Here is a 25108-nt window from a genome sequence, read left to right as displayed (position 1 = left end):
AGATGGATTTGAGCAAGTTTTTTGTGAAAGCGCCGCTGATTCCGGTCATCTGTCAGGATGAGCGAAACGGCGAGGTACTTATGCTGGGCTATGCCAATGAAGAAGCGCTTCAGTTGACCATGGATACCGGTACAGCGTGGTTTTTCTCGCGCTCACGACAGAAGCTATGGAACAAGGGCGAGACTTCAGGCAACTTCATTTTTGTCAGCAGGATCCTGTCCGACTGTGATGATGATACGCTGATTTATGTTGGCACGCCCAAGGGGCCGGTCTGCCACACAGGCAACCGCACCTGCTTCTACACCACCCTGTGGGAGAGAGGGACGCAAGCATGATGGCGTTCCCTTTGGTGACGGTGGCGGGCTTTGTAGTCGGCGCAGTTGTGGTGATTGCGCTGATTGCGGTACTCGTGCTGATGGTCACCCGGCGGCAGTGAGCAGAGAGAAACGATAAGGAGGACGAATAACGTGAATTCGTTTGAACAGATGGAGGCGGTTATTGCGCAGCGCCGCGCAGAGCCGCAGGAGAAATCCTATACTTGCTACCTGTTTGAAAAAGGATTGGATAAAATTCTCAAAAAGGTGGGCGAGGAGTGCGCCGAAACCATTGTCGCCGCGAAAAACGGTGACAAAGAGGAATTGGTCGGCGAGATCAACGACGTGTTCTACCATATGATGGTGATGATGAACGAGTGCGGGGTGACGCTTGCGGATGTGTGCGCGGAAATGGATGTACGCGCACAGAAGATCGGTAATCTCAAGCAGTTCCACGTGTCCGATCATAATACCTGAACTTACAACCGAACAAACCCCATTCCTGCATCGTGTGTTGTTTCAGAAATGCGTGCGGACGCTATCAGAAAGTCGAGCGGACAAACGTATGATAAGCAGGAAGAGAACCATTTCTCCCGACCGTTGCAGATTTACTGCAACGGTTCGGGGGTTTTTTATTTCTTTATGTGTGAGGATGCTTTGCTGGCCCGTAAAGAATCCGGAAATCGTAGGAACACTCGGTTATGCTAAACGCATCAGACGCAGGCGATCCCATAGAAAGGAGGGAAGGGGAAAAGGATTATGATAATCCGTTATGCTATGGTACGAATGGAAGGCGCTGCGAAACGTATTGCGCCGCGTGTCGAGATAGCCGGATTGGCTGCGCAGCGTTGGCAGATGCAAGGTATGGATGTGAAAAGAGGACGGTAAGTATCGGGTGCGTGCCCCAAACAGTATCAAACGCAGTGAAAAAGCTTGGCCCTACAACTACTTATCCGGACAGTTGGCTGCACCATGGGCTTGTTCTCGTATATCATGAAAAAGAGGTTGTAAATGCGCCTCTTTGTCTTGCCTGTTGCTTCCAAACATGATATGCTGATGCAGAGGTGAAAGGATCATGCGCAGAAAAGACAGAGAAATCACAGGACGCGAGAATATTGAGCCGATTATACGGTCGTGTAGAACCTGCCGCTTGGCAATGATTGCGGATGGCGCACCATATGTGATTCCGCTCAATTTTGGCTATACATGGGATGAAAGCGGACTGACTATCTATTTTCACAGCGGCATCAAGGGAAAGAAAATCGACGCGCTGCGGGCAGACCCGCGCGTGTGCTTTGAGATGGACACCGAAATGGGCGTGACCGGTGAAGGCGATTTGGCCTGTCGGTACAGCTATGCGTTTTCCTCGGTTGTGGGCTATGGCAGTGTGCACTTCGCGCAGAATAACGAGGAGAAGCGGCGCGGCTTCGATGCCATTATGCGGCACCAAACCGGTCGTGATGGCTGGAGCTACACTGATGCCGCGCTGTCTGTGGCAGAGGTGTTCTGGGTGCGTGCGGATTCGTTTGAGGGCTCGCAAAAGCTGCCCAAATAATATAATGTTGTGCAAATGGCGTACATGTAAAACCGCCGGAGGTCAAAGCGGCCTCCGGCGGTTTTGTGCTTCTGAGGGAGTTGTCATTCCCAAAAGTGTTGCGCGATGTCATCTGCTTGCGCTTCGGCTGCACAAAGCAGTGCTTCTGCATCGTTGCCGACGATGTCCAGTCCCTCGGCGGCCAGTGTGTCAAAGCGTCCTTGGCTCAGCAGTTTGCAGATGGACAGCAGGTAGGCGGAAGCGTGGTCGGTGAGCACCGGGTCACGGTTATCTACCATGCCGCCGCGTGTGGTGACGTAAACAAAACGCTGTAGGCGACAGTCGCCTACAGGGTAATTGTCTTTGCCATAGTGGAAGGTCAGACCGGTCACGCACAAATGCTCCAGATAGGTCCGTACCATGGACGGCACACCCATGTCCCAGAACGGGCAGGCCAGCACAACGGCATCCGCCGCTTTGAACTGGTTGGCCAGTGCGAAGAACGGCGTGTTGAATGCGCCGGCAGCGGATAGCGTATCGCGCTCGGCAATCTCTTTGGCGCCGTAAGGCATCAGATGAAGTGCGGGGAGTTGCAGTACCTCAATTTCCGCATCCGGGATGCGGCTGACCAGCCGCCGAGCCAGCCGAAGGGAGCGCGATGCGTTTCCGCGGATGCAGCCGTTGACAAACAGAACTTTTTTCATGACAGATCACTCCTTTGGCAAAGCCTTTCCGCATTTGCGGCAAAAGGCAAAATCGCTTTGTACCGGCGCGCCACAGTAGGGGCAGAAGCCGCTGCCAGATGAATGGGTATCGGGGGTGCTTTCTGGTTTGTCGCCAAAATATCGATTGAGCGGGTCGGGTTCCTCGGTATCATCCGTTATGTCGAATTCGGAATAGCGGTTTTTACCCGTTGCGTTCTTAAAGTTGTAAACGGCGTTGCATATGCCGATGATGACAAATAAGACACCGAACAATGGGAAGATGATGCCGACCAGGCCAAATCCTTGTGTCATAGATGCGGCAAGCACCGTCCAAAAGATACCGAAAATGATGCCGAATACAGAGCCCAAGCCGCCCATCATTGAGGGGCCGCGGCCGGGTTTGATGCTTTTCATATATATCCACCTGCCTTTGTTTCATCATAGCATAGGAAGGGGAGAAAGACAAGAAAACCGCTCCTTCTTTGAAAGGAGCGGAAAAAGGGTGGTTGGAAGTATCAGGATTCGCTGCGCTTGACAAATTTGCTGCGTGGAGCGCGGCAGATTGGGCAGACATAGTCATCCGGGATGGTTTCATCCAATCGCACATAGCCGCAGACCGTGCATTTCCAGCCGGCATCCGGACCAACTTCATGATAGACCGGCGCGGTGGGCGGCGCATCTTTTCCACGGCTTTCGAGCGCCTTTACAGTTAGGCAGTCGCCGTCAGCAAGTACCTCAGCGTTGGCCAGTTCGCAGATAAACAACGTATAGGAACCGATGGCCACCGTTTCGGTTACGCGCAGGCTCAGACGGGACACCATGCCTTCGCGCAGCCACGGGCAGCCATTTTCGTCCTTCTCAAACGGGAAAGCGGCAAATTTATCAATCGCGCGGCCGGATTTGTAGCCGAACTCGTTGACGATTTTTTCGTCCGCATCCTGTGCAAGCAGAGTGACGGCAGCAACGCCGGATTTTTTGAGCGCGGCGCTTGTAGCGGAGTCGTTATTGAGGGACAGGGTAAATTTCGGCGGGCGGGAAGAGGTTACCTGATGCAGGGAATTGATGATGCAGCCGAAGTTTTTGCCGTCGGCCGCAGTGGAGATCAGTGAGAGACTGTAATCGAGTTTTTTATAGGCAGCATTGTTCATAGAGCATATCCCTTTCCTCTTATTGAAAATAATTATTATTTGCAAATAAATATTAACATATATGAAAGAGAAATGCTATATCAAAATCTACAAAATTTCAGGGAAGAGTTTGGAGAATCACAACAGGTTAATAAGGCTTGGACGCTCCAGCTCGGGTAAATGGTTTAATTGCGCAACCAGTTCTGTGCAGTCGAGCAGGAAATCTTCCGCACTGCCGGACGCATGCGCGGCAAGCACGCGGTCGAACAGACGGTCGGCCTGATCAATCTCGTCGTGCAGCAGCAAAGAGCCAAGTAGCACCTGTGCACTGTCCCAGCGCTGGTGCGCTTTATCCAGTTCGCCGGCCTGTATTTCGCGCACGATGCTTCCGGTAACCCGCTCTATCGTGTGCAGACTCCACCAGCTGCCCCAGATGAGCAGCGCCAGAAGCAGCAAGGCAATGCAAAGACGCCGCATATCAGCGTTTCTCCTTTCTTTGGATGAAGCTGTTGCCGCAGTCATCCAGCGTCATCAGAAATACGTCGGATACGGCAAGACTTTGGTTCCGCAGGCGGTTTTCGATGTCTTTGGGGTCAAGCTGCAACAGACGCAGCGATCGGCGCACCAGCTTGCCGTCGGACACCACCACCAGCGGCAGGCCGGTGTCTTTTGGCGTGATGCCCAGCATTTCTGCCGTGACCGGCTGCTGCGGCTGCTTGAGGATGACGGATAAAGTGCCGTCCGGTTCGATAACGCCATATTTGACATCGGACACAGAGGAGACATTTTGCTTGCGCAGAGTTTCAATGATTTCATCGGTTGTCAGGCGCATTTCACGCAGCTTGGGAATGTCCAGCTGCCCGCCGCGGATAATAATGGCAGGCTGACCGTTAAGCAGCCGCCGGAATGTGCGGCTTTTCAGCGCGATCCAGCTGAGCAGGATTTCGAGCACGATGAGCGTGGCGATGGGGACCAGTCCCGCGAACATCGGGATGCCCAGATCCTGCATGGGAACCGCCGCCAGATCGGAAACCAAAATGGTGATGACCAGCTCGGATGGATCCAGCTCGCCGATCTGCCGTTTGCCCATCAGACGTACCGCGGCGATGACCGCAAAGTATAGAATCAGCGTGCGAAGCAGGGGGACAGCCATGTTTCGGCCTCTTTTCTATCAGGATTTATCGGTAGTATAGCACAAAAGCGGAAGAATATACCCGACAGGAATTTAACAGAGTAAAATACGAAAAAGCTGTTGACAATCGATGTAAGCGGATTTATAATATGAATTACATTTTGAACAACGCAAGTTGGCGATGACCGGAAAAGTAGCGTCTGGAATCCAAAAGAGAGCCGCCGGGTGGTGCAAGGCGGTGGAGGAAGGAAAGTGCGAAAGTCCTCCGTGAGCCGAGCGTCTGAAATGGGATGAGATAAGGCCCTGTGTAAGGCGTTCCGCGCGATCTGCGTTAAAGGATCAGGTGAGTGGCCGCAGTATGCAATATTATGATCTGCGGCAAGAAGAGTGGTACCGCAGAGGAATAGTCTTTGTCTCTTTGTAGAGACAGAGGCTTTTTTTAATTTTATGATTTTAAGAAAGGAGGCGGATCCGCATGGTAAAGAATGGTTCTGAGATTTTGGTGGAAGCGCTGGTGGAGCAGGGGGTCGATACGATTTTCGGCTATCCGGGCGGCGCGGTCCTCAATATCTATGATGCGCTTTACAAGAATAGCGACCGCATTCGACATATTTTAACCGCCCATGAGCAGGGCGCAGCCCACGCAGCCGACGGCTATGCGCGCGCAACCGGTAAGGTTGGCGTGTGTCTGGCAACGAGCGGACCGGGCGCAACCAATCTGGTTACGGGCATTGCAACGGCTTACATGGATTCCATTCCCATGGTTGCCATCACCGGCAACGTTGGTACCAGCCTGATTGGACGCGATTCCTTTCAGGAGGTTTACATTGCCGGTATCACCATGCCGATTACCAAGCATAACTTCGTCGTTCGCCATGTGGAGGAGCTGGCCGATACCATCCGCAGCGCGTTCCGCATCGCGGCGTCCGGCCGTCCCGGCCCGGTGTTAATTGATATTCCGAAGGATGTCACAAGCGCGGAGTGCGAATATACTCCGGCGGACAAGGTAGAGGTGCATGAGGCATATAACGTAACGACGGAGCAGCTGGAAACGGTTGCCGGTATGATTGCGCAAGCGGAGCGTCCAATCATCTATTATGGCGGCGGCGTAGAGACGGCAAACGCCGGCATGGCGTTGCTCGATTTGATGCGTCGGGCGGATATTCCTTCCGCGCATACTATGATGGCGATTGGCTGTATTCCGGACACTGAGCCGCTGAGTCTGGGTCTGGTCGGTATGCACGGCACGGTTTCGGCAGCTTGGGCGGTGGAACGGAGCGACCTGCTGATCTGCATCGGTGCGCGTTTCTCCGACCGCGTGGCAACCAACCCGCGGCGCTTTGCTCCCAAGTCAAAAATTATACATATTGATATTGACGCAGCCGAGATAAACAAAAATATCGGCGTGGATTATTCGGTGGTCAGCGATGCAGAGAATTTCCTCAGGGCGCTGTTGCCGTATGTAAAAGAAGCAAAGCACGATGCTTGGCGCGCACAGATTGCCGAGTGGCACAAAGCGCTCGACTATGTACCCAAGGATGACGATAGCGTCATCCATCCGCACCAGCTGATGCGCACGCTGTACGACATGATTGGGGACGATGCCATCGTTGCAACCGATGTCGGCCAGCATCAGCTGTGGGCGGCGCAGTATAACCGCTGCCGCAAGGTGCGTCATTTCCTGACCTCGGGCGGCTTGGGCACGATGGGATTTGGTTACGGCGCGGCGATGGGCGCGCAGGTTGCGTTCCCGGAAAAGACGGTGGTTCATATCACGGGCGACGGTTCGTTCCATATGAATTTGAACGAATTGTGCACGTCGGTCACCTATAACCTGCCGATTATCACGATTATTATGAACAACAACGTGCTGGGCAATGTGCGTCAGTGGCAGACCATGTTCTACGAAAAGCGCTATTCCCAGACCAATCTGTATCGCAAGACCGATTATATCAAGCTCGCCGAAGCGTTCGGCGGCCGTGGCTTCCGCGTGACCAACATTGCGGAGCTTCGTGCGGCGCTGGCAGATGCGCTTGCGCGCACCGGTCCGGTGCTGATCGATTGCCGCATCGACAAGGATGAGCGCGTACTGCCTATGATTCCCGCGGGCGGCACGGTGGACGATATCGTGGCGGACTGAGAAAGGAGAAACTATCATGGAAAAATATATCCTTTCTGTGACCGTGCAGAATAACGCGGGCGTACTGGCGCGCGTATCCAGCCTGTTCGGTCGCCGCGGCTATAACATTGACTCGCTGACCGTGTCGGCGACAACCGACCCGAAGATTTCCCGTATGTCCATTATCGTGCAGGGCGACGAACCCATCCTCGAGCAGATCATCAAGCAGCTGCTCAAGCTGGAAGAGGTGCAGCGCGTCGACCATTTGCAGGAGGATGCCTCCTGCTGCAGCGAACTGGTATTTGTCAAGCTCCGCGCGGAAAACGGCAATGAGCGCGATTCCATCCGGCAGCTGTGCGATCTGTACGCTGCACATATTGTCGAGTCCACCGAACAGTCGATGATTGTCGAGCTGGCGGAGGTGCCCAGCCGTATTGATGCGTTTTTGAATGTCATCTCCAACTTTGAGATAGTGGAGATGAGCCGTTCGGGCGTTACCGCGATTGAAAAATAACGGCGGTATATTTAATTTGTTTTCCTAATCTCATTTATACATATTTAGGAGGAGTTAAAAATGGTAAAGATGTTCTACGATTCGGACTGCAATCTGTCCCTGCTGGACGGCAAGACCGTAGCCATTCTGGGCTTTGGTTCGCAGGGTCACGCACATGCGATGAATCTGAAGGATTCGGGCGTTAATGTTGTTGTCGGCCTGCGTCCCGGTTCCAAGCATGAGAAGAAGGCGTCCGATTACGGCCTGACTGTTTTGCCGATGGCAGAGGCGGCAGCTGCGGGCGATATCATTATGATGCTGGTACCGGACGAAAAGCAGGCAGATATCTATAAGGATGTTGTTGAGCCTAACCTCAAGCCGGGCAATGTGCTTGCTTTTGCACATGGCTTCAACATTCACTTCAAGCAGATTGTTCCGCCGGCAGATGTCGACGTTATCATGATCGCGCCGAAGGGCCCGGGCCACACCGTTCGTTCTCAGTATCTGGCAGGCGCAGGTGTGCCGGATCTGGTTTGCGTCCATCAGGATGCTTCCGGCAAGGCAATGGACATTGCATTGGCATACGCAAGCGGCATCGGCGGCGGCCGCGCGGGCATCCTCGAGTCTACCTTCAAGACCGAGACCGAGACCGACCTGTTTGGTGAGCAGGCTGTTCTGTGCGGCGGCGTTTGCGAGCTGATGAAGGCAGGCTTTGAGACGCTGGTTGAGGCGGGTTATGCGCCGGAGAACGCTTACTTTGAGTGTGTGCATGAGATGAAGCTGATCGTTGACCTGATTAACGAGGGTGGTTTTGCTAAGATGCGTTACTCCATCTCCGACACTGCGGAGTACGGCGATTACCGCACTGGCAAGCGCATCATCACCGAAGAGACTCGCAAGGAGATGAAGAAGATCCTGCGCGAAATTCAGGACGGCACCTTTGCTTCCGAATGGATTCAGGAGAACCGTGCGGGCGGCCGTGCGCGCTTCCTGGCGACCCGTGCGCTTGAGGCTGACACTGAGCTGGAGGAAGTCGGCAAGAAGCTGCGCGGCATGATGAGCTGGCTGAAGAAATAATTTGTTTGAAACACATCGTTTCAAACGATAGGACGCGCTGCGCGATGCACAGCCCCTATATAAAAATTCGAAATACCGAACTTTTCTATTGAATTGCGCTCCTATGGGCGCGAAAAGAAAAATGCGCACAGGCGGGCGGGTTTCCGTCCGCCTGTTTGCAAAAGAGGAGGGAATCCCCATGTCCAAGAGAAGTGATAACATCACTGCGGGCGCAGAGCGTATGCCCAATCGTTCGCTGCTGCGTGCCTGCGGTTTGACCGAAGAAGAGATGAAAAAGCCGATTATCGGCGTGGTTTCCGCATTCAGCGAGATTATCCCCGGTCACATCAATCTGGATAAAATTGCGGACGCCGCTAAGGCAGGCGTTCGCGTCGCAGGCGGTACACCGGTGCTGGTTCCGGCTATCGGCGTGTGTGACGGCATTGCCATGGGCCATATCGGCATGAAGTACTCGCTGCCCAGCCGCGAACTGATCGCAGACAGCGTTGAGACGCTCGCGCAGGCACATCAGTTTGATGCGCTGGTACTCATCCCGAACTGCGATAAGATTGTACCCGGCATGCTGATGGCCGCAGCGCGCCTCAATATTCCGTCCATCATCATTTCCGGCGGTCCGATGCTGGCCGGTCGTTATGACGGACAGGAAATCTCGCTGTCCAAGACGTTTGAGACGGTTGGTGCGTATAAGGCTGGCCTGATTGATGACGCCAAGCTTGAGGAATGTGAGTGCGGCTCGTGCCCGGGCTGCGGCTCGTGCTCGGGTATGTACACGGCAAACTCGATGAACTGCCTGTCTGAAGCAATCGGCATGGCGCTGCCCGGCAACGGTACAATTCCGGCTGTGCATGCTGCGCGCATCCATCTGGCCAAGCATGCAGGCATGCAGATTATGGAATTACTGCGCCGCGATATCAAGCCGCGTGACATTCTGACGCCTGCGGCCTTCCGAAATGCGTTGACCTGTGAGATGGCCATTGGCTGCTCGACCAACTCGGTGCTGCATTTGCTGGCGCTGGCCAACGAGGCAGGCGTACCGCTTGATTTGCATGTGCTTAATGAGTTGTCTGCCAAGGTGCCGAACATCTGTCATCTTGCTCCTGCTGGTCCATATCATATCGAAGAACTGTACATGGCGGGCGGTGTACCGGCCATCATGAAGGAGCTTACCAAGCGTGACTTGCTTGATCTGTCGCTGATTACTGCGACTGGCAAGACGGTGGGCGAGAACCTTGAGGGCATCGTGAACAAGAATCCCGAGGTCGTGCGTCCGCTGGAGAATCCGTATTCTGAGACGGGCGGTATTGCGGTGCTGTGGGGCAACATTGCCAAGAACGGCTGTGTCGTCAAGCGCTCGGCTGTCGCACCGGAAATGATGGTGCATGAAGGCCCGGCACGGGTGTTCGATTCCGAGGACGACGCAATCAAGGCCATCTATGCCGGTGAGATTCACAAGGGCGATGTTGTGGTCATTCGCTATGAAGGCCCGAAGGGCGGACCCGGCATGCGTGAGATGCTCAATCCAACCTCTGCACTGGCCGGTATGCAGCTTGATAAGGACTGCGCGCTGATTACAGACGGACGTTTCTCCGGTGCATCCCGCGGCGCATCCATCGGCCACGTTTCGCCCGAAGCTGCTGCGGGCGGCGAGATTGCGCTGATCAAAGAGGGGGATATCATTGCTATCGATATCCCGAATAGCAAGGTCAATGTCAAGATTTCCGACGAGGAGATGGAGGCGCGCCGCGCAACGTTTGTGCCGCGTGAGCCGAATATCAAGTCGGGTTGGCTGTACCGCTATTCTCGACTGGTCACCTCGGCCGACCAAGGCGCGGTATTGCGATAAATATAGGAAGAGCCTGAAGCGTCCGCTTCAGGCTTTTTCTATATTACAGACGGCTTGTTTCTGTCGGTTAAATCTGGTATACTGATGATAAATGAGAATAAAGGTGGAACGAGTTATGCTGACAGCAGCGAAAAAGGAATTTATCGAGTTTATGATGAGTGCGGACGTGCTGCGTTTCGGTGACTTTACAACCAAGTCCGGCCGCAAGACTCCGTATTTTGTCAACACCGGCAATTATAAGACCGGTTTGCAGAACTCCCGTCTGGGTGAGTTCTATGCAGCGCTCGTCAAGGAGACCATTGGCGACAATTTTGACGCGATGTTCGGCCCGGCGTATAAGGGTATTCCGCTGGCAACTTCTGTGTCCGGTGCCCTTGCGCGCAATTATGGCATCGACAAGCCGTTTTTCTTCAACCGCAAGGAGGTTAAAGACCACGGAGAGGGCGGCAGCATCGTTGGCTACAAGCCTAAAGATGGTGACCGTGTCATCATCATTGAGGACGTAATCACGGCAGGCACTGCGATTCGCGAGACGATGCCGGTGCTCAAGGGCTGTGCGAACGTCGAAGTGACCGATATGTTTATTTCCGTTAACCGCTGCGAGGTTGGAACCACGCCGGGCAAGACGGCAGTCATGGAGGTCGGCGAGGAGTTCGGCATCAAGGTGCATGCGCTTGTCACCGTGCAGGATATCCGCGAGTATCTGGCGGATAAGGCAGAATATGCCGACCTGCTGCCGCTGATGGATGCGTATATGGCGCAGTACTGCATATTCTAAGACAAAGTTTGCATAGAAAAGCGACCTGTTTCCAAGGAAACAGGTCGTTTTGTTTTAGGATAGGGATTGCAGGAATTTGCGCATGCGGAAGCAGGCTTCACGCAGATGATTCATTGAGTAGGAATAAGAAATACGCACATGTCCCTTGCCGCTTGCGCCAAAAGCACTACCCGGTACGACGGCAACCTTTTGTTCTTTGAGCAACCGCTCGCAGAATTCTTCGCACGACAGTCCGGTCGAAGTGATGGATGGGAACATATAGAACGCGCCCTGCGGCTCAAAACATTCCAGTCCCATCGAGCGCAGCTCACCGAGCAGAAAGCGGCGGCGAATGTCATACTGTGTGCGCATCCGTTCGATGTCATCCTCGCCCGAGCGGATGGCCTCAATGCCTGCAAACTGTGCGGTGGTCGGCGCGGACATGATGCCGAACTGGTGTACTTTGCAGATGTGGCGCATGAGCTCTTTCGGTCCCATCGCCCAGCCGAGGCGCCAGCCGGTCATCGCATAGGACTTGGAGAAACCATCTACGACAATGGTACGCTCCTGCATGCCCGGCAGTTCGGCAAAGCAGACATGGGGTTCCTTGCCGTAGGTCAGGCTGCAATAGATTTCGTCTGACAGTACGACGATATTGGTGTCGCGCAGGGCAGCTGCGATGGCTTCCAACTCGTCTCTTGTCATGATCGCGCCGGTCGGGTTATTGGGATAGGGCAGGATCAGCAGCTTGGTGCGCGGGGTGATGGCTGCGCGCAGCGCGTCCGCAGTCAGCTTGAACTGATCCTCCACGCGCGTCGGCAGCGGGATGGGTACGCCGCCTGCCATCTGGGTCAATGGCGTATAGCAGACAAAGCTCGGCTCGGGAATGAGCACTTCTTCGCCGGGATTGACCAGCGCGCGGATGGCATTGTCGATTGCTTCGGAGCCGCCGACTGTGACCAGAATTTCCTTATCAGCATCATAGCAGAGCTGATATTTGCGTCGAGTCAACGCGGCTATCTGACGGCGCAGCTCGGCAAGACCCCAGTTTGAAGTGTAGAAAGTCTGGCCTTTTTCCAAAGACTGAATACCCGCGCGGCGGATTTGCCACGGGGTTTCAAAATCCGGTTCGCCCACGCCGAGCGAAATTGCCTCGGGCATGGTCGCAACCACATCAAAAAATTTACGGATACCGGAGGGCTTGACCTCCTTGACCCGGTCGGAGAGAAGTTGTTCGTAATCTACCATGCCATCATGACCTCTCTCTTATCGTTATCTGAGGGGTCGAATTCCACGCCGTAATCCTTATATTTCTTCAAAATGAAGTGTGTGCCGGTCGAAAGAACGTTTTCCATCGGCGCGAGCTGCTCGGAGACAAAGCGCGCAACCTCACGCATGGAACGGTCCTTGATGATGACCGTCAGATCAAAGCCGCCGCTCATCAGATAAACGCTTTCCACTTGATGATGGGAGTAGATTTGACGCGCGATTTCGTCAAAGCCCATACCCTTCTGAGGGGTGATTTTGACCTCGATGAGCGCAGTTACACTTTCTTTTGCGGTTTTGTCCCAATCAATAACGGTCTTATAGCCCAAAATGGTAGAATTCTTTTCAAAAGTCCGGATTGCATCGGTGACCTCTTCTTCGCTTGCACCGGTCATGGCAGCAAGCTGAGCGGGAGTCAGACGAGCGTCCTGACTGAGTAAATCCAGCAGCTTTTCAGGATTTTCCATGATAATAACCTCCTGTTTGAGTCAGTTTGCGGTCAAGGGACAGTGCGACTTATTGTCGTATGGCTATTATACACCAGAGTAAATGAATTTGTCCACTGTGCGGCCTGTTTTTCCGGTGTAATGCAGAAGCCGCCTATCGGCGGCTTCTGTCGATGGATTTGCAATTGGAATTTAGAACAGACCAGTGATTTTGCCGTCAGCATCCACGTCAATTTTTTCCGCGGCCGGAACCTTGGGCAGGCCCGGCATGGTCATAATCGCACCGGTCTCGACCACAACAAAGCCTGCGCCCGCGGCCAGACGCGCGGAGCGGACATTGACGACAAATTCGGTCGGTCGGCCGAGCAGCGCCGGATCATCGGACAGAGAATACTGGGTCTTGGCAACGCAAACGGGCAGGTTTCCGTAGCCCATTTCGGTGATGTTCGTCAGCTCCTTATGTGCTGCCGGGGCAATGGTCACGCCCAGCGCACCGTAAATTTCCTTGGCGATCTTCCGGATCTTGTCCTCAAGCGGAAGTGAATCCTCGTACAGCATATGGAAGTCTGCTTTGCCCTCGTCCAGTACGGCAAGAACCTCTTCTGCCAGTGCCGTACCGCCTTCGCCGCCCTTGGCGAATACCTCGGATAAAGCGACCCGAACACCGCGTGCGGCGCAGTGCTGACGGATGAATTCGACTTCCTCTTCGGTGTCGGTCGGGAAAGCGTTGATGGCCACGACCGTTGGCACGCCAAACTTTTTCATGTTGTCCAAATGGGCATCCAGATTGCAGATGCCGTGCTCCAGCGCGGCCAGATTGGGCTGGTTCAGCTCGGCCTTGGGTATGCCGCCGTTATATTTCAGAGCGCGCACGGTCGCAACGATAACGATGCAGTTGGGTGACAGGCCAGCCTTGCGGCACTTGATGTCCATAAACTTTTCCGCACCGAGGTCCGCGCCGAAGCCGGCTTCAGTGATGGCAATGTCCGCCAGCCGAAGCGCGAGCTTGGTGGCCTGCACGCTGTTGCAGCCGTGCGCGATGTTGGCGAACGGACCGCCGTGCATCAGCGCGGGCGTGCCCTCCAGCGTCTGTACCAGATTGGGCTTGATAGCATCCTTCATCAGCGCGGTCATCGCGCCTTCCGCCTTGAGGTCGCGCGCGTAAACCGGCTTGCCTTCGTAAGTATATGCCACCAGAATATCGCCGAAGCGCTTTTTGAGGTCCTCTAAATCAGAGGCAAGGCACAGGATTGCCATGACCTCGGAGGCAACGGTAATCATGAAGTGGTCCTCGCGCGGCACGCCGTTGACTTTGCCGCCAAGGCCGATGGTGATGTTGCGCAGAGCGCGGTCGTTCATGTCCATGACGCGGGTAAAGATAATGCGACGCGGATCGATGCCCAGCGCGTTGCCTTGCTGCAGGTGGTTATCCAGCATAGCGCACAGTAGGTTGTTAGCGGCCGTGATGGCGTGCATATCACCCGTAAAGTGCAGGTTGATGTCCTCCATCGGTACAACCTGTGCATAGCCGCCGCCGGCAGCGCCGCCCTTGATGCCGAATACCGGGCCGAGGGACGGCTCGCGCAGGGCAATCATAGCTTTTTTGCCGAGCTTTGCCATTGCCTGACCAAGGCCGACGGTTGTGGTGGTCTTGCCCTCGCCGGCCGGAGTGGGGTTGATGGCGGTGACCAGCACCAGCTTGCCGTCCGGCTGACCGGCTGTCTTTTTCCAGACATCGGCAGACAGCTTGGCCTTGTATTTTCCGTATAATTCCAGATCCTCCACATCCAGACCGGCGGATGCGGCGACTTCGGTGATCGGGCGCATCTGGCAGCCCTGTGCGATTTCAATATCGGATAGCATAGCAGTTCCTCCTGTAAATTTTACACAGTGACATTATTATAACAATGTTCTGCACAGTTTTCCAGCGGACAGCGTGAAAAATTTGCCGAATTTGTGACTCGAAAAAGCGGCTGCGTTGTGGTATGATATAAAGCGTATATAATTTCGGCAAAAGGAGGGTCGGCATGGACGTTTTCAAAACGGTCACGCATTACATCAAAAATACCGACCTGTATCTGGTGATATTGGCTCTGGTTTGTTCGGGGTACGGCATGGTCATGATCTACTCGGCGACGCTCAACCCGGTAACCGTGTTTGACGGCAGTACACGGAATCTGATCATTCAAGGGGCGGCAATTATCATGGGCTTATGTGCTTTTGTGGTGATGAGCCTGATTGATTTGGAGGGTATGAGCGGCTGGTGGAAGATTTTCGTACTGATAAACATTGGTCTGCAATTTTTGCTCTTTACACCTCTGGGTATGTCGGTCAACGGTCAGCGCGCATGGCTGGATCTGGGTCTCACCAGCCTGCAGCCGGGTGAGCTGGGCAAGCTGATATTCATTTTCACGCTTGCCGCGCATATTTCGGAAATCAAGGACCATATCAGCGAGTGGCGCGGGCTGTTCGTCATCGGTCTGCACACGCTGATTATGATGGGTGCGGTTGTCATCGCTTCGGGTGATACCGGCATGGCGATCCAGTACTTTATGATTGCGCTCATTATGCTGTTTGCTGCGGGGCTTTCGCTGAAATGGTTGGGCGCGGGCTTAGGTCTTGGTATCGTCAGCATCCCGATTATCTGGAACTTTATCTTGAAGGATTATCAGAAAACCCGTATTCTGGTGTTGTTCGACCCGTCCATTGATCCCAATGCTTCTATGCAGGCGACCTACGGTAAAATCGCCATCGGCTCCGGACAGATTTCCGGACAGGGATTGACACACGGTACGATGACGCAAATGCAGTTAGTATCGGAAAATCAGACCGACTATATCTTTTCGGTCGCAGGTGAGGAACTTGGCTTTATCGGCTGTATGCTGATTATTTGCCTGCTGGGCCTGCTCATTCTGCGCTTGTTCTACGTCTCTTACCGCGCTTCTACTATGTTTTCCGCGCTGTTGGCAGTGGGTGTGGGCGGCATGTTCCTATTCCAGACCTTCATGAATATCTTTATGAATGTCGGTTTGCTGCCTGTTATGGGTCTGACGCTGCCGTTCTTCTCCTACGGTGGCACTTCGGTGGTGACCATGTATGCCGCGCTCGGTATCGCAGCGGGTGTGCGAATGCGCGAAAAACCATCTTGGCTGCAATGATAATGATAAAACAAAGCGGCAGGCACATTTGTGCCTGTCGCTTTTCCATGCGAAAGCCGGATAGGTTGCTCCTGCGCTTACGGAATGTGATAGGATGGGAAATACTGCTCGACAAAGGGGATATGCTTTACGCGGAATGTGCGGCCGTTTAAATAAGAAAGCACGCCGGCATCCGCTTCAAAGCAAAACGTTAGTGAATACGCATACAGCAATTGGCCGTTTTCGCGGTAGGGACGGTTTAACTCATTGGTGCCATATTTGCCGTCCCCGAGCAGCGGGCAGCCGATGGATGCCATGTGCGCACGAATCTGATGGGTACGTCCGGTGAGCAATTCACACTCGACCAGAGACAGCTTGCCGCTGCTGGCAAGCGTGCGATAGCGCGTTTTGGCGGTTTTCGCGCCGGGAACGCGTGTTTTGTGCAGTGTGACCTGCTTGCGCTTTTCATCCCGCCGCAGATAGTTTTCAATGTGTCCTTCGGGCGGTACAGGTCTGCCGTGCACCACGCACAGATAGCGCTTTTCCAGTTCGCGCTCCTTGATGCGTTCATTGAGGATGCGCAGCGCTTCGGCGGTTTTCGCGCAGATGACAATACCGCCGGTGTTGCGGTCAATGCGGTTACACAGCGCGGGCGCAAAGGAGGCCGCGTCATCAGGGTTCCATGCGCCGGACCGGAACAGATATGCCTGAATGTGCGCAATCAGCGTATTGGTGTCGCCATGTTCGTCGGCATGGACGACCATACCGGGCGCTTTGTCGGCCAGAAGGATGTTCTCATCCTCATAGACGATACGGACATGCGGCTGCGTGATGCGGCGGAAGGCTTGCTCTTCACACGGCGCTTCAAAGTAGCTGTCATTGAGGTAGAGCTGCACCGTGTCGCCTTCGCAAAGACGGTAGGCGGCTTCTGTGCGTTTGCCGTTGACCTTGATGCGCTTGAGGCGCAGAGATTTGTGCATCATGCCGCCGGACAGCAGAGGTACTGCTTTTTCAAGAAATTTGTTCAGCCGTTGCCCGCTGTCGTTTTTTGTGATATAATATTCTCTCAAGATGCGGTATCCTTTTCTGTAAAAATAATGGAACGCATTCAGTATACCGCATTTCGGAAGAAAAGGGAAGTGCTCCCGCCGGATAGAGAAATGCGTTTTTTGCCGCATTTTTTGGTTGACAAAGCGGGATTGGGTGTAGTATACTATCTTAGTACCATGTGAGGTTGACATGAAGATTGATTTAAGAAAACTGACCGCGTCCCAGCATGCGTCAATTCCGTTTTCTGAAACGATTGACCTGCGGGAAGAGACTTTGTACGGTGCCAAGCCGTTTCAAAGCCCGGTTCAGATGAGCGGCGAGGTTTCCGGTGAAAGCGGCATATTGCGGCTGACGGGAACAATCAAAACGATTTACTCCACTGCCTGTGCGCGCTGCCTCAAGCCTCTTCAGATTTTGCTGACAGCCGAGGTCGATACGGTATTATCGGACGACCCGGATGCGGAAGAAGAGGATGATCTTTTCGTGCTGACCGGTGACAGCGTGGACCCGGCGGATGTGATGGTGCCCGCATTGATTCTTCAGGTGCAGATGACGTATCTGTGTCGGGAGGATTGCAGGGGATTGTGTCCGCACTGCGGCGCTGACCGCAACGAGGTCGATTGTGATTGCGAAAGCAAACAAATCGATCCGCGTTTTGCCGCGCTGCACGCTCTGCTCGATTCCGGTGAGGACGAGCGCAACTGAAGTTCGTTAATAAAAAATATAGAAGATAGAGTAGGAGGTGTATCCACCATGGCAGTACCGAAGAGAAAGGTATCGAAAGCCCGCCGTGACAAGCGTCGTAACTCTCATTGGAAGCTCTCTCTGCCCGGCATGACCAAGTGCCCGCACTGCGGCGAGATGAAGCTGGCTCACAGAATGTGCAAGGCTTGCGGTTATTATAACGGCCGTGAGGTTGTCGCCGTTAAGGAAGCGTAAGGCGAAAACAGAACAGGAGATGGAGAAGGCGGCAACGACTTCTCCATTTTTTTATGGTTTCGTCTGATTTGGATCGCTGGCGGCCCCAACGAAAAAGATGTGCCGGGCATCGCAAGGAAAAGGAAAATTGCCGAAAGGAGGGCGCTGTATGGCGTCAAAAATTGTCAGCGTGGACGCGGGCAGTCCGGCGGAGCGCGCAGGACTGCAAGCAGGGGAAACCCTGCTGCAAATTGATAACACCGCCATTCGAGATGTGCTCGATTATAAATTTTACAGTTATGACGCTTCGCTTACTTTACAGGTGCTGGAAGCGGATGGGAAAACGCTGCGCGAGGTACGCGTGCGCAAGCGCGAGGGCGAACCGCTTGGGTTGAACTTTGAGCATTATCTGATGGACGGCATGAAGCAGTGCTCGAATAAGTGTGTGTTCTGCTTCATTGATCAGCTGCCGCGCGGTATGCGCAAAACGCTTTATGTCAAGGACGATGACGCGCGTATGTCCTTTCTGATGGGCAATTATATCTCAATGACCAACCTGTCTGAAGCGGATGTCGACCGTATTCTGCGCATGCACATTTCGCCGGTCAATATTTCGGTGCAGACAACCAATCCGGAGCTGCGCGTTAAAATGCTGCACAACCCGCGCGCGGGTGAAGCGCTGAAAATTATGAATCGCTTTGCCGAGGGCGGCATCCAGATGAATTGTCAGCTTGTGGTGTGCAAGGGCTTAAACGACGGCGAGGAATTGAAGCGCTCGCTGCGTGATCTCAAGGCGTTGTATCCTGCGGTGAATACGATTTCGGTCGTGCCGTTCGGCATGACGCGGCATCGCGAGGGGTTGTATCCGCTCGAGCCAGCCGACAAGGCGGCGGCCGAGGCGATTCTGGACATCGTAGAGCCATTCGCGGAAGCGTGCCTGGATGATTTAGGCACAAGGCTGGTCTGGTGCGGAGATGAGCTGTATCTCAAAGCCGAACGTCCGCTGCCGGATACTGCGTATTATGAGGATTTCACCCAGTTTGAAAACGGCATCGGCATGCTGCCGCTGTTTATGGAGGAATTCCGCTTGGCGCTGCCTGATTACGCGGGCCGCACGGCGCGTCCTTTCACCATTGCCACCGGTGCGGCGGCGGCGCCGTCCATGGCGGTTCTGCTTGACGAAGCGGCCGCAAAATGCGATAATCTGAATGGAAAAGTAGTGCAAATTCGCAATGACTTTTTCGGGCATCGCGTTTCGGTTGCGGGTTTGATCACCGGACAGGATTTGATTGCACAGCTGGCAGGCCGCGATTTGGGTGAGCGTGTGCTGATCTCGGCCAACATGCTGCGCGATGGCGGCGATGTATTTCTGGACGATTATACCCCGCAGCAGGTCGCGGATGCGATTGGCGTGCCGCTTGTGCCGGTGGAAATCGACGGTGCGGATTTGCTCGCCAAAATTTTTGAAGACTGACACCCCCGAAGCAAAGAGGAGGGAAACGATATGCCAAAACCGATTGTTGCGATTGTGGGCCGGCCGAACGTCGGCAAAAGCCAGTTGTTCAACCGGCTGGCGGGTAAACGCCTGTCGATTGTGGAGGATACGCCTGGCGTAACGCGCGACCGTTTGTATGCGGAGAGCGACTGGCGCGGCCGTGATTTTACGATTATCGATACCGGCGGCATTGAGCCGAATAACGACAACGAGATTTTGCAGTTTATGCGTTTTCAAGCGGAAACAGCGATCTCGCACGCGGATGTGATTATTTTCATCACGGACCTGCGCACCGGTATCACGGCGGCTGATCAGGATGTGGCGGCCATGCTGCTGCGCTCGGGCAAGCCGATTGTGCTGGCGGTCAATAAGTGTGACAAGCCGGGTCAACCGGAACCGGAGTTTTATGAGTTTTATAACCTCGGTTTGGGTGAGCCATACGGCATTTCCGCGCTGCACGGTTACGGAATGGGTGAGTTGCTGGACGCGGCATATGAGCATTTCCCGCTCGAAGAGGAGGCCGGAGAGGATGAGGAGCGCATCCGTGTCGCGCTCATCGGTAAGCCGAACGTCGGTAAGTCCAGCCTGCTCAATCGCGTGCTTGGCGAGGAACGCGTCATTGTATCCAACATGGCCGGCACTACGCGCGACAGCGTGGATGCGGATGTGGACAATGCGCACGGAAAGTTTACGTTTATCGATACTGCGGGCATCCGCAAAAAGAGCAAGGTGGACGAAAAGATTGAGAAATATTCGGTGATGCGCTCGCTGCTTGCGGTCGAGCGCGCGGATGTGTGCGTTATCATGATTGATGCGACCGAAGGTGTGACCGAGCAGGATACCAAGGTCGCGGGTGAGGCGCACAACGCAGGCAAGGCGTGCATCATCGTGGTCAACAAATGGGATCTGGTTGAAAAAGATGGCTCGACCATGAAGGAATATACGCTTCGCGTGCGCGAAGGGCTGGCTTATATGCCGTATGCACCCGTATTGTTCATCTCGGCACAGACCGGCCAGCGTGTCGACAAGCTGTTTGGTCTGATTCACGAGGTTTATGAGCAGAACCACATGCGTATCCCGACCGGCCGCCTCAATTCGATTCTGGCTGAGGCGACTGCCCGTGTGCAGCCGCCGACCGACAAGGGCCGCCGTCTGCGTATTTTCTATATGACGCAGGCATCCACCTGTCCGCCGACCTTTGTTTGCTTCTGCAACGACGCGCGGCTATTCCATTTTTCCTATCAGCGCTATCTGGAAAATCAGATTCGCGAGGTGTTCGGTCTGACCGGTACGCCGGTGCGCATGGTGATCCGAGAGCGTAGTGATAAGAGGGAATGATGAGCGCGGCTGTTATTTCTGTAACTGGGGGAAAAACATATGACACTTACGCATTTTGCTATCATTGCTGTGTGCGCCTATCTGCTTGGCTCGCTGAGTTTTGCAATCATTGTCAGTAAGGTTACACTGGGAAAGGACATCCGCGAATACGGCAGCGGCAACGCAGGACTGACCAACTCCTATCGCACAATGGGCGCGGGCAAGACGCTGTTTGTGCTGTTGGGCGATATCGCCAAGGGCGCAGCGGCAGTATCGATTGGCGCGATGCTGGCCGGACCGGTTGGTAAGCTGGTAGCGGGCATCTTTGTGATTCTCGGGCATATGTTCCCGCTGTATTTCGGCTTCCGCGGCGGCAAGGGCGTGCTGGTGGGCGCGGTAATGCTGCTGCTGTTCGACTGGCGTATTTTCCTGATTGCGTTTGCTCTGTTTTTTGTAGCGGTGGCGCTGACACGTTGGATTTCCCTCGGGTCGATTCTGGGCGCAATCAGCTTTCCCATCACCACCTTTCTATTCTACGATGACCCTGTGCTGATTGCGATGGCATTCGGCATGGCGGTGGCGGTGGTTTTCATGCACCGCTCGAATATCGCGCGCATTTTGCGCGGCGAGGAAAACAAGTTTTCCTTCAAAAGCAAGAAAACCATTGAGCAGTCCGAGCGTAACGGAGAGGAGAACGGAAAATGAAGGTTTTTGTACTGGGTACCGGCGGCTGGGGTATTGCGCTGGCGCTGCTGCTGCATGATAATGGCCATGAGGTGACCTCGTGGACTTATTTGCAGGAGGAGTGCGACCTGCTGCTGCGTGAGCGCGCCAATGAAAAGCTGCTGCCGGGCGTTAAGATTCCGGAGGGGATTGCGATTACCACCGATATGTCGGGTGCGGCAAAGGCTGACCTTATCGTGATGGCGGTGCCATCGTTTGCGGTCGCGTCCACGGCGGAGCAGTTGGCGAATATCGTTCCGGCGGGTACGGTGATCGTCAACGTGGGCAAGGGGCTGGATGCCAAGCATGGCTACTGCCGCTTTTCGCAGACAATTGACCGCGCGATGCACGGTAACAATCCGGTTGTCGCGCTGACCGGCCCGACCCATGCGGAGGAGGTATCGCGTGGGGTACCGACTGCTATTGTAGCCGCGTCGGAAAGCCGCGCCGCAGCTGAGCTGACGCAAGCGGCCTTCATGAACGAAAACTATTTTCGCGTGTACACTTCGGCGGATATTATCGGCTGTGAGCTTGGCGGCGCGTTTAAAAACATCATTGCGCTGGGCGCGGGCATCGCGGACGGCCTTGGTATGGGCGATAACGCCAAGGCGGCCTTTATGACCCGCGGATTGACCGAGATTGCGCGGCTGGGCGTCCAACTGGGCGCGCGGCAGGAGACATTTGCGGGCTTATCCGGCGTGGGCGACCTGATTGTAACCTGCTGCTCGATGCACTCGCGCAACCGTCGTGCAGGGATTCTGATAGGCAAGGGAAAGAGCGTTCAGCAGGCCATGCAGGAGGTCGGCGCGACCGTGGAAGGCTACTATGCAACCGAGGCAGGTTATCATCTGGCCAAGCAGCAGGGCGTTTCCATGCCGATTACGGAAGCAATGTATGAGGTGCTGTATCGTGGACAGCCGGCAACAGAAGCAAGCCGTCTGCTGTTGGGACGTCCGCGGCGCGGTGAGCATGAGGAAGTTTGGGTGCGCTAAGACTTAATAGGTAAAATGCACAGGAATTTGCTGATAAGTTTGCATAGCTACTGGCAATATTTGACTTTACAATTCAGCTCTCTTCCTTTATAATGCTTAATACAGTCTTGAAAAAAACAAGTAAGGGTAAGGAGAGACACAATATGAAGAAGAATATGACAAAGCGTTTGCTGGCTGCTCTGCTCGCAGCGGCGTTGGCACTTTCTCTGGCGGCTTGCGGCGGCGGCAACAATGCAGGTACCGGCGATAACGGCGGCGCGACCGGTGAGAGCGGTGAAGCTGCTTCGACTGCACTGACTGAAGAAGAGTACCAGCAGGCGGTTGAGGATCTGAGCACAGAGATGAGCGAGATCCAAAACAGCGCGAGCACGGCTGTTACCGATCCGGAATCGGCCAAGCAAGTGCTGGAGGATATGAAGGCCTCGCTGAATGATTTCATTGCCATCACTCCGCCGGAGGCCTATGCCGAGGCGCATACCAAGATTCAGTCCGGCTGCCAGTCCCTGATCGAGTTCATTGATACCGTTTCTGCGATGACGGAGGAGACCGATCAGACCAAGCTGTCTGAGTTGACCACGAAGATGGGCGAGCAGTTGCAGACTGCCATGACCGACATGGCGGAAGGCGCCAGCCTGCTGCAGGCAGCAAGCGGTTCGTAAAATTCATAAAACAAGAAATTAAAAAAAGGCACCCTTCGGGGTGCCTTTGATTTGCACTTTACGTCCGTATTTGGTATAATACTTGCGAACAAGAAGCAATACTGCTGCTGTGCGGCGCGGATGCGGAAGAAAAGCATCGGCCTGCCGCTGCGGCTTACTTGTAGATTTACCGGTCAGAGCAATGGAGGATCATATGGAAAATATCAACGTGTCATGTATGGCGGCGCTGCGCGCTGCCGTTCCGGATATAGAGATCGCGGCGGCAGAGCCGATGAGTCGTCATACAACGTTTGCCATCGGCGGACCTGCCGATCTGTTTGTCACCCCCAAAACACCGGAACAGTTGTCGGAAGCGCTCAAGGTGATTCGGGGCTGTGGCTTGCCGCTGCTGCTGCTGGGTAACGGTTCCAATATGCTGGTTGCAGATGCGGGGTATCGTGGAGCGGTCATCTGCATGACCGAGCTGGACGATGTACGCGCGGAAGACGATGGAACGCTGGTGGCTCAAGCTGGCGCACTGCTTGGCCGCGTGGCCCGGCGTGCACAGCGAGCGGGACTGACCGGTGCGGAGTTTTCCGGCGGTATTCCGGGCAGCGTAGGCGGCGCGGTGTTCATGAACGCCGGTGCATATGACGGTCAGATGGCGGGGATTGTGGAAAAAACCGAATATCTGGACGGTGAGGGAAATTTGCACACGCTTACGGGCGAAGAACATTGCTTCGGATACCGTAACAGTGCGTTCCGCGCGCATTCGGATTGGACGGTTGTCCGCACGACCATGCGGCTGCAGCCCGGCGATCCGGCCGTGATTTTGGATAAGATGAATGATTTTGCACAGCGCCGGCGCGACAAGCAGCCGCTCAATTTCCCATCTGCCGGTTCGACCTTCAAGCGGCCGGAAGGATATTTTGCCGGAAGGCTGATTGAGGATGCGGGCCTTAAGGGGGTTTCAGTTGGCGCGGCGCAGGTTTCGGAAAAGCATGCAGGCTTTTTGATCAATCGCGGCGGCGCGACCTGCGACGAGATGCTTCGTCTGATTGAGTTGGTGCAGCAGCGCGTGCGTGAGCGGTTCGGCGTGGAGCTGGAATGTGAGGTACGCATCGTTCGCTAAAGCGTGCTGTTGGACAAGGGGGATTGGCATAAATGTATTTTATCATTGTTTCGGGCATGTCGGGCGCAGGAAAGAGTCGCGCGGTTGCCACGTTTGAGGATTTGGGCTATTATTGCGTGGATAATCTGCCGATTGCGCTGATTCCGCGCTTTGCGGAGATCTGTCTGGCCGCGACCGAGCGATATGAGAAGGTGGCATTGGTCACTGACGTGCGTGCGGGTGGGGATTTTCAGCAGCTGTTTGATTCCCTCGATTCGATCAAAACCATGGGCTGCGATTATCGCATCCTGTTTCTGGATACGGATACGCCGACGCTCATCCGGCGCTTCAAGGAGACACGCCGCAAGCATCCGCTGATGGAAAAGGGGATACCCATGACCGCGGCGATCGAAAAAGAACGCCATATGTTGTCGGCACTGCGCAACCGGGCCGACTTTGTGGTTGATACAACCGGCTTGTCCGCTGCCGGACTTCGGGAGCGTCTGCTTGCCTTGTTCGCCGGTACGGATGGCAATGGTGCGTTTGAGGTGATCGTGCAGTCGTTTGGTTTCAAATACGGTATTCCGCCCGAGTCCGATTTGGTCTTTGATGTGCGATTTCTGCCAAACCCATATTATGAGATGAGTCTGCGTGAGAAAAACGGCACAGATCCGGATGTCCGCGACTATGTATTTCAAGGCGGTACGGCAGATGCGCTGATGGGGCATCTGACCAGCCTCATCGACTTTCTGCTGCCGCGCTATATGGCGGAGGGAAAGTCTAACGTCATCATCGGCATTGGCTGCACAGGCGGAAAACACCGCTCGGTTGCCATCGCTGAGGCGCTCAGCAATCATCTGCGTGGCCATGATTACGGTGTAGTCACTATGCACCGCGATTATCAAAGATAAACAG

At 54.6% G+C, this 25108-nt stretch carries 28 protein-coding genes and 1 other annotated feature; of the genes, 19 read left to right on the top strand and 9 right to left on the bottom strand.

All coding sequences use genetic code 11. The annotated features are described in order from the left end of the window. Nucleotides 1-2 precede the first annotated feature (2 nt). From hisI to ACTQ3V_RS01780, 4 genes are all read left to right on the top strand, one after another. Nucleotides 3-335, top strand: a complete 333-nt coding sequence (gene hisI, locus ACTQ3V_RS01795; RefSeq protein WP_441466013.1) for a phosphoribosyl-AMP cyclohydrolase — start codon at nt 3-5, stop codon at nt 333-335. 132 nt (nt 336-467) lie between these two features. Then, entirely contained in the window at nt 468-791 is a 324-nt protein-coding gene (gene hisE / locus ACTQ3V_RS01790; protein WP_441466012.1) for a phosphoribosyl-ATP diphosphatase, read from the top strand. A 282-nt stretch (nt 792-1073) separates the two neighbouring features. Beyond that, a complete protein-coding gene (locus ACTQ3V_RS01785) occupies nt 1074-1202 on the top strand; it encodes a hypothetical protein (RefSeq protein WP_441466011.1) in 129 nt (42 codons plus the stop codon). Between the two features lie 187 nt (nt 1203-1389). Further along, complete coding sequence (locus ACTQ3V_RS01780) at nt 1390-1869, top strand: pyridoxamine 5'-phosphate oxidase family protein (protein WP_441466010.1); 480 nt, start codon at nt 1390-1392, stop codon at nt 1867-1869. Nucleotides 1870-1952: 83 nt separating this feature from the next. On the opposite strand, the gene ACTQ3V_RS01775 is transcribed toward ACTQ3V_RS01780, so the two are convergent. The 5 genes from ACTQ3V_RS01775 to ACTQ3V_RS01755 form a co-directional block, all read right to left on the bottom strand. Then, nucleotides 1953-2552, bottom strand: a complete 600-nt coding sequence (locus tag ACTQ3V_RS01775) for an NAD(P)H-dependent oxidoreductase (RefSeq protein ID WP_441466009.1) — start codon at nt 2550-2552, stop codon at nt 1953-1955. Nucleotides 2553-2558: 6 nt separating this feature from the next. After that, nucleotides 2559-2966, bottom strand: coding sequence for a DUF7577 domain-containing protein (locus ACTQ3V_RS01770; protein WP_441466008.1), 408 nt, complete (start codon nt 2964-2966; stop codon nt 2559-2561). A gap of 101 nt (nt 2967-3067) precedes the next feature. Next, on the bottom strand, nt 3068-3700 hold the full coding sequence (locus ACTQ3V_RS01765) for a flavin reductase family protein (RefSeq protein ID WP_441466007.1): 633 nt from the start codon (nt 3698-3700) through the stop codon (nt 3068-3070). A gap of 117 nt (nt 3701-3817) precedes the next feature. Continuing rightward, on the bottom strand, nt 3818-4156 hold the full coding sequence (locus ACTQ3V_RS01760; protein ID WP_441466006.1) for a DUF4363 family protein: 339 nt from the start codon (nt 4154-4156) through the stop codon (nt 3818-3820). Nucleotide 4157: 1 nt separating this feature from the next. Continuing rightward, the gene (locus tag ACTQ3V_RS01755) at nt 4158-4832 is read right to left on the bottom strand and encodes a DUF421 domain-containing protein (RefSeq protein ID WP_441466005.1); all 675 of its coding nucleotides are present in this window, start codon (nt 4830-4832) and stop codon (nt 4158-4160) included. Nucleotides 4833-4983: 151 nt separating this feature from the next. Further along, nucleotides 4984-5232, top strand: a binding site (T-box leader). Between the two features lie 54 nt (nt 5233-5286). Between ACTQ3V_RS01755 and ilvB the strand changes: the two genes are divergently transcribed. The 5 genes from ilvB to pyrE all read left to right on the top strand — a co-directional run bounded on the left by ilvB (nt 5287) and on the right by pyrE (nt 11121). After that, the gene (gene ilvB, locus ACTQ3V_RS01750) at nt 5287-6951 is read left to right on the top strand and encodes a biosynthetic-type acetolactate synthase large subunit (protein ID WP_441466004.1); all 1665 of its coding nucleotides are present in this window, start codon (nt 5287-5289) and stop codon (nt 6949-6951) included. 16 nt (nt 6952-6967) lie between these two features. Then, on the top strand, nt 6968-7444 hold the full coding sequence (ilvN, locus tag ACTQ3V_RS01745) for an acetolactate synthase small subunit (protein WP_441466003.1): 477 nt from the start codon (nt 6968-6970) through the stop codon (nt 7442-7444). Between the two features lie 60 nt (nt 7445-7504). After that, nucleotides 7505-8500, top strand: a complete 996-nt coding sequence (ilvC, locus tag ACTQ3V_RS01740; protein WP_441466002.1) for a ketol-acid reductoisomerase — start codon at nt 7505-7507, stop codon at nt 8498-8500. A 178-nt stretch (nt 8501-8678) separates the two neighbouring features. Beyond that, the gene (ilvD, locus tag ACTQ3V_RS01735) at nt 8679-10343 is read left to right on the top strand and encodes a dihydroxy-acid dehydratase (protein ID WP_441466001.1); all 1665 of its coding nucleotides are present in this window, start codon (nt 8679-8681) and stop codon (nt 10341-10343) included. Between the two features lie 115 nt (nt 10344-10458). Further along, the gene (gene pyrE / locus ACTQ3V_RS01730) at nt 10459-11121 is read left to right on the top strand and encodes an orotate phosphoribosyltransferase (RefSeq protein WP_441466000.1); all 663 of its coding nucleotides are present in this window, start codon (nt 10459-10461) and stop codon (nt 11119-11121) included. Between the two features lie 54 nt (nt 11122-11175). Here the strand turns inward: pyrE and ACTQ3V_RS01725 are convergent, their stop codons facing one another. The 3 genes from ACTQ3V_RS01725 to ACTQ3V_RS01715 all read right to left on the bottom strand — a co-directional run bounded on the left by ACTQ3V_RS01725 (nt 11176) and on the right by ACTQ3V_RS01715 (nt 14675). Continuing rightward, nucleotides 11176-12348 carry a pyridoxal phosphate-dependent aminotransferase gene (locus ACTQ3V_RS01725; protein ID WP_441465999.1) on the bottom strand — a complete coding sequence of 391 codons (1173 nt, stop codon included), beginning with the start codon at nt 12346-12348 and terminating at the stop codon, nt 11176-11178. After that, nucleotides 12342-12833: an Lrp/AsnC family transcriptional regulator gene (locus tag ACTQ3V_RS01720; protein ID WP_441465998.1), complete on the bottom strand. Its 492-nt coding sequence runs from the start codon at nt 12831-12833 to the stop codon at nt 12342-12344. Before ACTQ3V_RS01720 ends, ACTQ3V_RS01725 begins: the two co-directional genes overlap by 7 nt. A gap of 171 nt (nt 12834-13004) precedes the next feature. Then, entirely contained in the window at nt 13005-14675 is a 1671-nt protein-coding gene (locus ACTQ3V_RS01715; RefSeq protein WP_441465997.1) for a formate--tetrahydrofolate ligase, read from the bottom strand. Nucleotides 14676-14839: 164 nt separating this feature from the next. Between ACTQ3V_RS01715 and ACTQ3V_RS01710 the strand changes: the two genes are divergently transcribed. Then, nucleotides 14840-15970, top strand: coding sequence for an FtsW/RodA/SpoVE family cell cycle protein (locus ACTQ3V_RS01710; RefSeq protein ID WP_441465996.1), 1131 nt, complete (start codon nt 14840-14842; stop codon nt 15968-15970). Between the two features lie 77 nt (nt 15971-16047). On the opposite strand, the gene ACTQ3V_RS01705 is transcribed toward ACTQ3V_RS01710, so the two are convergent. Then, nucleotides 16048-17019, bottom strand: a complete 972-nt coding sequence (locus ACTQ3V_RS01705) for an RluA family pseudouridine synthase (RefSeq protein ID WP_441465995.1) — start codon at nt 17017-17019, stop codon at nt 16048-16050. Nucleotides 17020-17188: 169 nt separating this feature from the next. Between ACTQ3V_RS01705 and ACTQ3V_RS01700 the strand changes: the two genes are divergently transcribed. The 9 genes from ACTQ3V_RS01700 (at nt 17189) to rapZ (ending at nt 25104) form a co-directional block, all read left to right on the top strand. Then, nucleotides 17189-17704, top strand: a complete 516-nt coding sequence (locus ACTQ3V_RS01700; protein WP_441465994.1) for a YceD family protein — start codon at nt 17189-17191, stop codon at nt 17702-17704. Between the two features lie 48 nt (nt 17705-17752). Then, entirely contained in the window at nt 17753-17938 is a 186-nt protein-coding gene (gene rpmF, locus ACTQ3V_RS01695) for a 50S ribosomal protein L32 (protein WP_125114771.1), read from the top strand. Between the two features lie 148 nt (nt 17939-18086). Continuing rightward, nucleotides 18087-19391: a DUF512 domain-containing protein gene (locus tag ACTQ3V_RS01690; protein WP_441465993.1), complete on the top strand. Its 1305-nt coding sequence runs from the start codon at nt 18087-18089 to the stop codon at nt 19389-19391. 30 nt (nt 19392-19421) lie between these two features. Next, nucleotides 19422-20750, top strand: a complete 1329-nt coding sequence (der, locus tag ACTQ3V_RS01685) for a ribosome biogenesis GTPase Der (RefSeq protein ID WP_441465992.1) — start codon at nt 19422-19424, stop codon at nt 20748-20750. Between the two features lie 39 nt (nt 20751-20789). Continuing rightward, entirely contained in the window at nt 20790-21434 is a 645-nt protein-coding gene (plsY, locus tag ACTQ3V_RS01680; RefSeq protein WP_441465991.1) for a glycerol-3-phosphate 1-O-acyltransferase PlsY, read from the top strand. Next, on the top strand, nt 21431-22444 hold the full coding sequence (locus ACTQ3V_RS01675) for an NAD(P)H-dependent glycerol-3-phosphate dehydrogenase (RefSeq protein ID WP_441465990.1): 1014 nt from the start codon (nt 21431-21433) through the stop codon (nt 22442-22444). Before plsY ends, ACTQ3V_RS01675 begins: the two co-directional genes overlap by 4 nt. Nucleotides 22445-22587: 143 nt before the next feature. Next, on the top strand, nt 22588-23103 hold the full coding sequence (locus ACTQ3V_RS01670) for a DUF6376 family protein (RefSeq protein ID WP_441465989.1): 516 nt from the start codon (nt 22588-22590) through the stop codon (nt 23101-23103). A 193-nt stretch (nt 23104-23296) separates the two neighbouring features. After that, nucleotides 23297-24214: a UDP-N-acetylmuramate dehydrogenase gene (murB, locus tag ACTQ3V_RS01665; protein ID WP_441465988.1), complete on the top strand. Its 918-nt coding sequence runs from the start codon at nt 23297-23299 to the stop codon at nt 24212-24214. Nucleotides 24215-24246: 32 nt separating this feature from the next. Continuing rightward, entirely contained in the window at nt 24247-25104 is an 858-nt protein-coding gene (gene rapZ / locus ACTQ3V_RS01660; protein ID WP_441465987.1) for an RNase adapter RapZ, read from the top strand. The last annotated feature ends 4 nt before the right edge of the window (nt 25105-25108 follow it).

Source organism: Candidatus Agathobaculum pullicola, from assembly GCF_052117205.1.
In the GTDB taxonomy this organism is placed as follows: Bacteria; Bacillota; Clostridia; order Oscillospirales; family Butyricicoccaceae; genus Agathobaculum; species Agathobaculum pullicola.
The sequence above is the reverse complement of the archived record's forward strand: the minus strand, read 5'-3'. Positions and strand labels throughout refer to the sequence as shown.

What these genes read in the sequence shown, in the direction of transcription:
- hisI (WP_441466013.1), top strand. Translation starts at nt 3, where the DNA reads ATGGATTTGAGCAAGTTTTTTGTGAAAGCGCCGCTGATTCCGGTCATC.
- ACTQ3V_RS01785 (WP_441466011.1), top strand. Translation starts at nt 1,074, where the DNA reads ATGATAATCCGTTATGCTATGGTACGAATGGAAGGCGCTGCGAAACGT.
- ACTQ3V_RS01780 (WP_441466010.1), top strand. Translation starts at nt 1,390, where the DNA reads ATGCGCAGAAAAGACAGAGAAATCACAGGACGCGAGAATATTGAGCCG.
- ACTQ3V_RS01775 (WP_441466009.1), bottom strand. Translation starts at nt 2,552, where the DNA reads ATGAAAAAAGTTCTGTTTGTCAACGGCTGCATCCGCGGAAACGCATCG.
- ACTQ3V_RS01770 (WP_441466008.1), bottom strand. Translation starts at nt 2,966, where the DNA reads ATGAAAAGCATCAAACCCGGCCGCGGCCCCTCAATGATGGGCGGCTTG.
- ACTQ3V_RS01765 (WP_441466007.1), bottom strand. Translation starts at nt 3,700, where the DNA reads ATGAACAATGCTGCCTATAAAAAACTCGATTACAGTCTCTCACTGATC.
- ACTQ3V_RS01760 (WP_441466006.1), bottom strand. Translation starts at nt 4,156, where the DNA reads ATGCGGCGTCTTTGCATTGCCTTGCTGCTTCTGGCGCTGCTCATCTGG.
- ACTQ3V_RS01755 (WP_441466005.1), bottom strand. Translation starts at nt 4,832, where the DNA reads ATGGCTGTCCCCCTGCTTCGCACGCTGATTCTATACTTTGCGGTCATC.
- ilvB (WP_441466004.1), top strand. Translation starts at nt 5,287, where the DNA reads ATGGTAAAGAATGGTTCTGAGATTTTGGTGGAAGCGCTGGTGGAGCAG.
- ilvN (WP_441466003.1), top strand. Translation starts at nt 6,968, where the DNA reads ATGGAAAAATATATCCTTTCTGTGACCGTGCAGAATAACGCGGGCGTA.
- ilvC (WP_441466002.1), top strand. Translation starts at nt 7,505, where the DNA reads ATGGTAAAGATGTTCTACGATTCGGACTGCAATCTGTCCCTGCTGGAC.
- ilvD (WP_441466001.1), top strand. Translation starts at nt 8,679, where the DNA reads ATGTCCAAGAGAAGTGATAACATCACTGCGGGCGCAGAGCGTATGCCC.
- pyrE (WP_441466000.1), top strand. Translation starts at nt 10,459, where the DNA reads ATGCTGACAGCAGCGAAAAAGGAATTTATCGAGTTTATGATGAGTGCG.
- ACTQ3V_RS01725 (WP_441465999.1), bottom strand. Translation starts at nt 12,348, where the DNA reads ATGGTAGATTACGAACAACTTCTCTCCGACCGGGTCAAGGAGGTCAAG.
- ACTQ3V_RS01720 (WP_441465998.1), bottom strand. Translation starts at nt 12,833, where the DNA reads ATGGAAAATCCTGAAAAGCTGCTGGATTTACTCAGTCAGGACGCTCGT.
- ACTQ3V_RS01715 (WP_441465997.1), bottom strand. Translation starts at nt 14,675, where the DNA reads ATGCTATCCGATATTGAAATCGCACAGGGCTGCCAGATGCGCCCGATC.
- ACTQ3V_RS01710 (WP_441465996.1), top strand. Translation starts at nt 14,840, where the DNA reads ATGGACGTTTTCAAAACGGTCACGCATTACATCAAAAATACCGACCTG.
- ACTQ3V_RS01700 (WP_441465994.1), top strand. Translation starts at nt 17,189, where the DNA reads ATGAAGATTGATTTAAGAAAACTGACCGCGTCCCAGCATGCGTCAATT.
- rpmF (WP_125114771.1), top strand. Translation starts at nt 17,753, where the DNA reads ATGGCAGTACCGAAGAGAAAGGTATCGAAAGCCCGCCGTGACAAGCGT.
- ACTQ3V_RS01690 (WP_441465993.1), top strand. Translation starts at nt 18,087, where the DNA reads ATGGCGTCAAAAATTGTCAGCGTGGACGCGGGCAGTCCGGCGGAGCGC.
- der (WP_441465992.1), top strand. Translation starts at nt 19,422, where the DNA reads ATGCCAAAACCGATTGTTGCGATTGTGGGCCGGCCGAACGTCGGCAAA.
- plsY (WP_441465991.1), top strand. Translation starts at nt 20,790, where the DNA reads ATGACACTTACGCATTTTGCTATCATTGCTGTGTGCGCCTATCTGCTT.
- ACTQ3V_RS01675 (WP_441465990.1), top strand. Translation starts at nt 21,431, where the DNA reads ATGAAGGTTTTTGTACTGGGTACCGGCGGCTGGGGTATTGCGCTGGCG.
- ACTQ3V_RS01670 (WP_441465989.1), top strand. Translation starts at nt 22,588, where the DNA reads ATGAAGAAGAATATGACAAAGCGTTTGCTGGCTGCTCTGCTCGCAGCG.
- murB (WP_441465988.1), top strand. Translation starts at nt 23,297, where the DNA reads ATGGAAAATATCAACGTGTCATGTATGGCGGCGCTGCGCGCTGCCGTT.
- rapZ (WP_441465987.1), top strand. Translation starts at nt 24,247, where the DNA reads ATGTATTTTATCATTGTTTCGGGCATGTCGGGCGCAGGAAAGAGTCGC.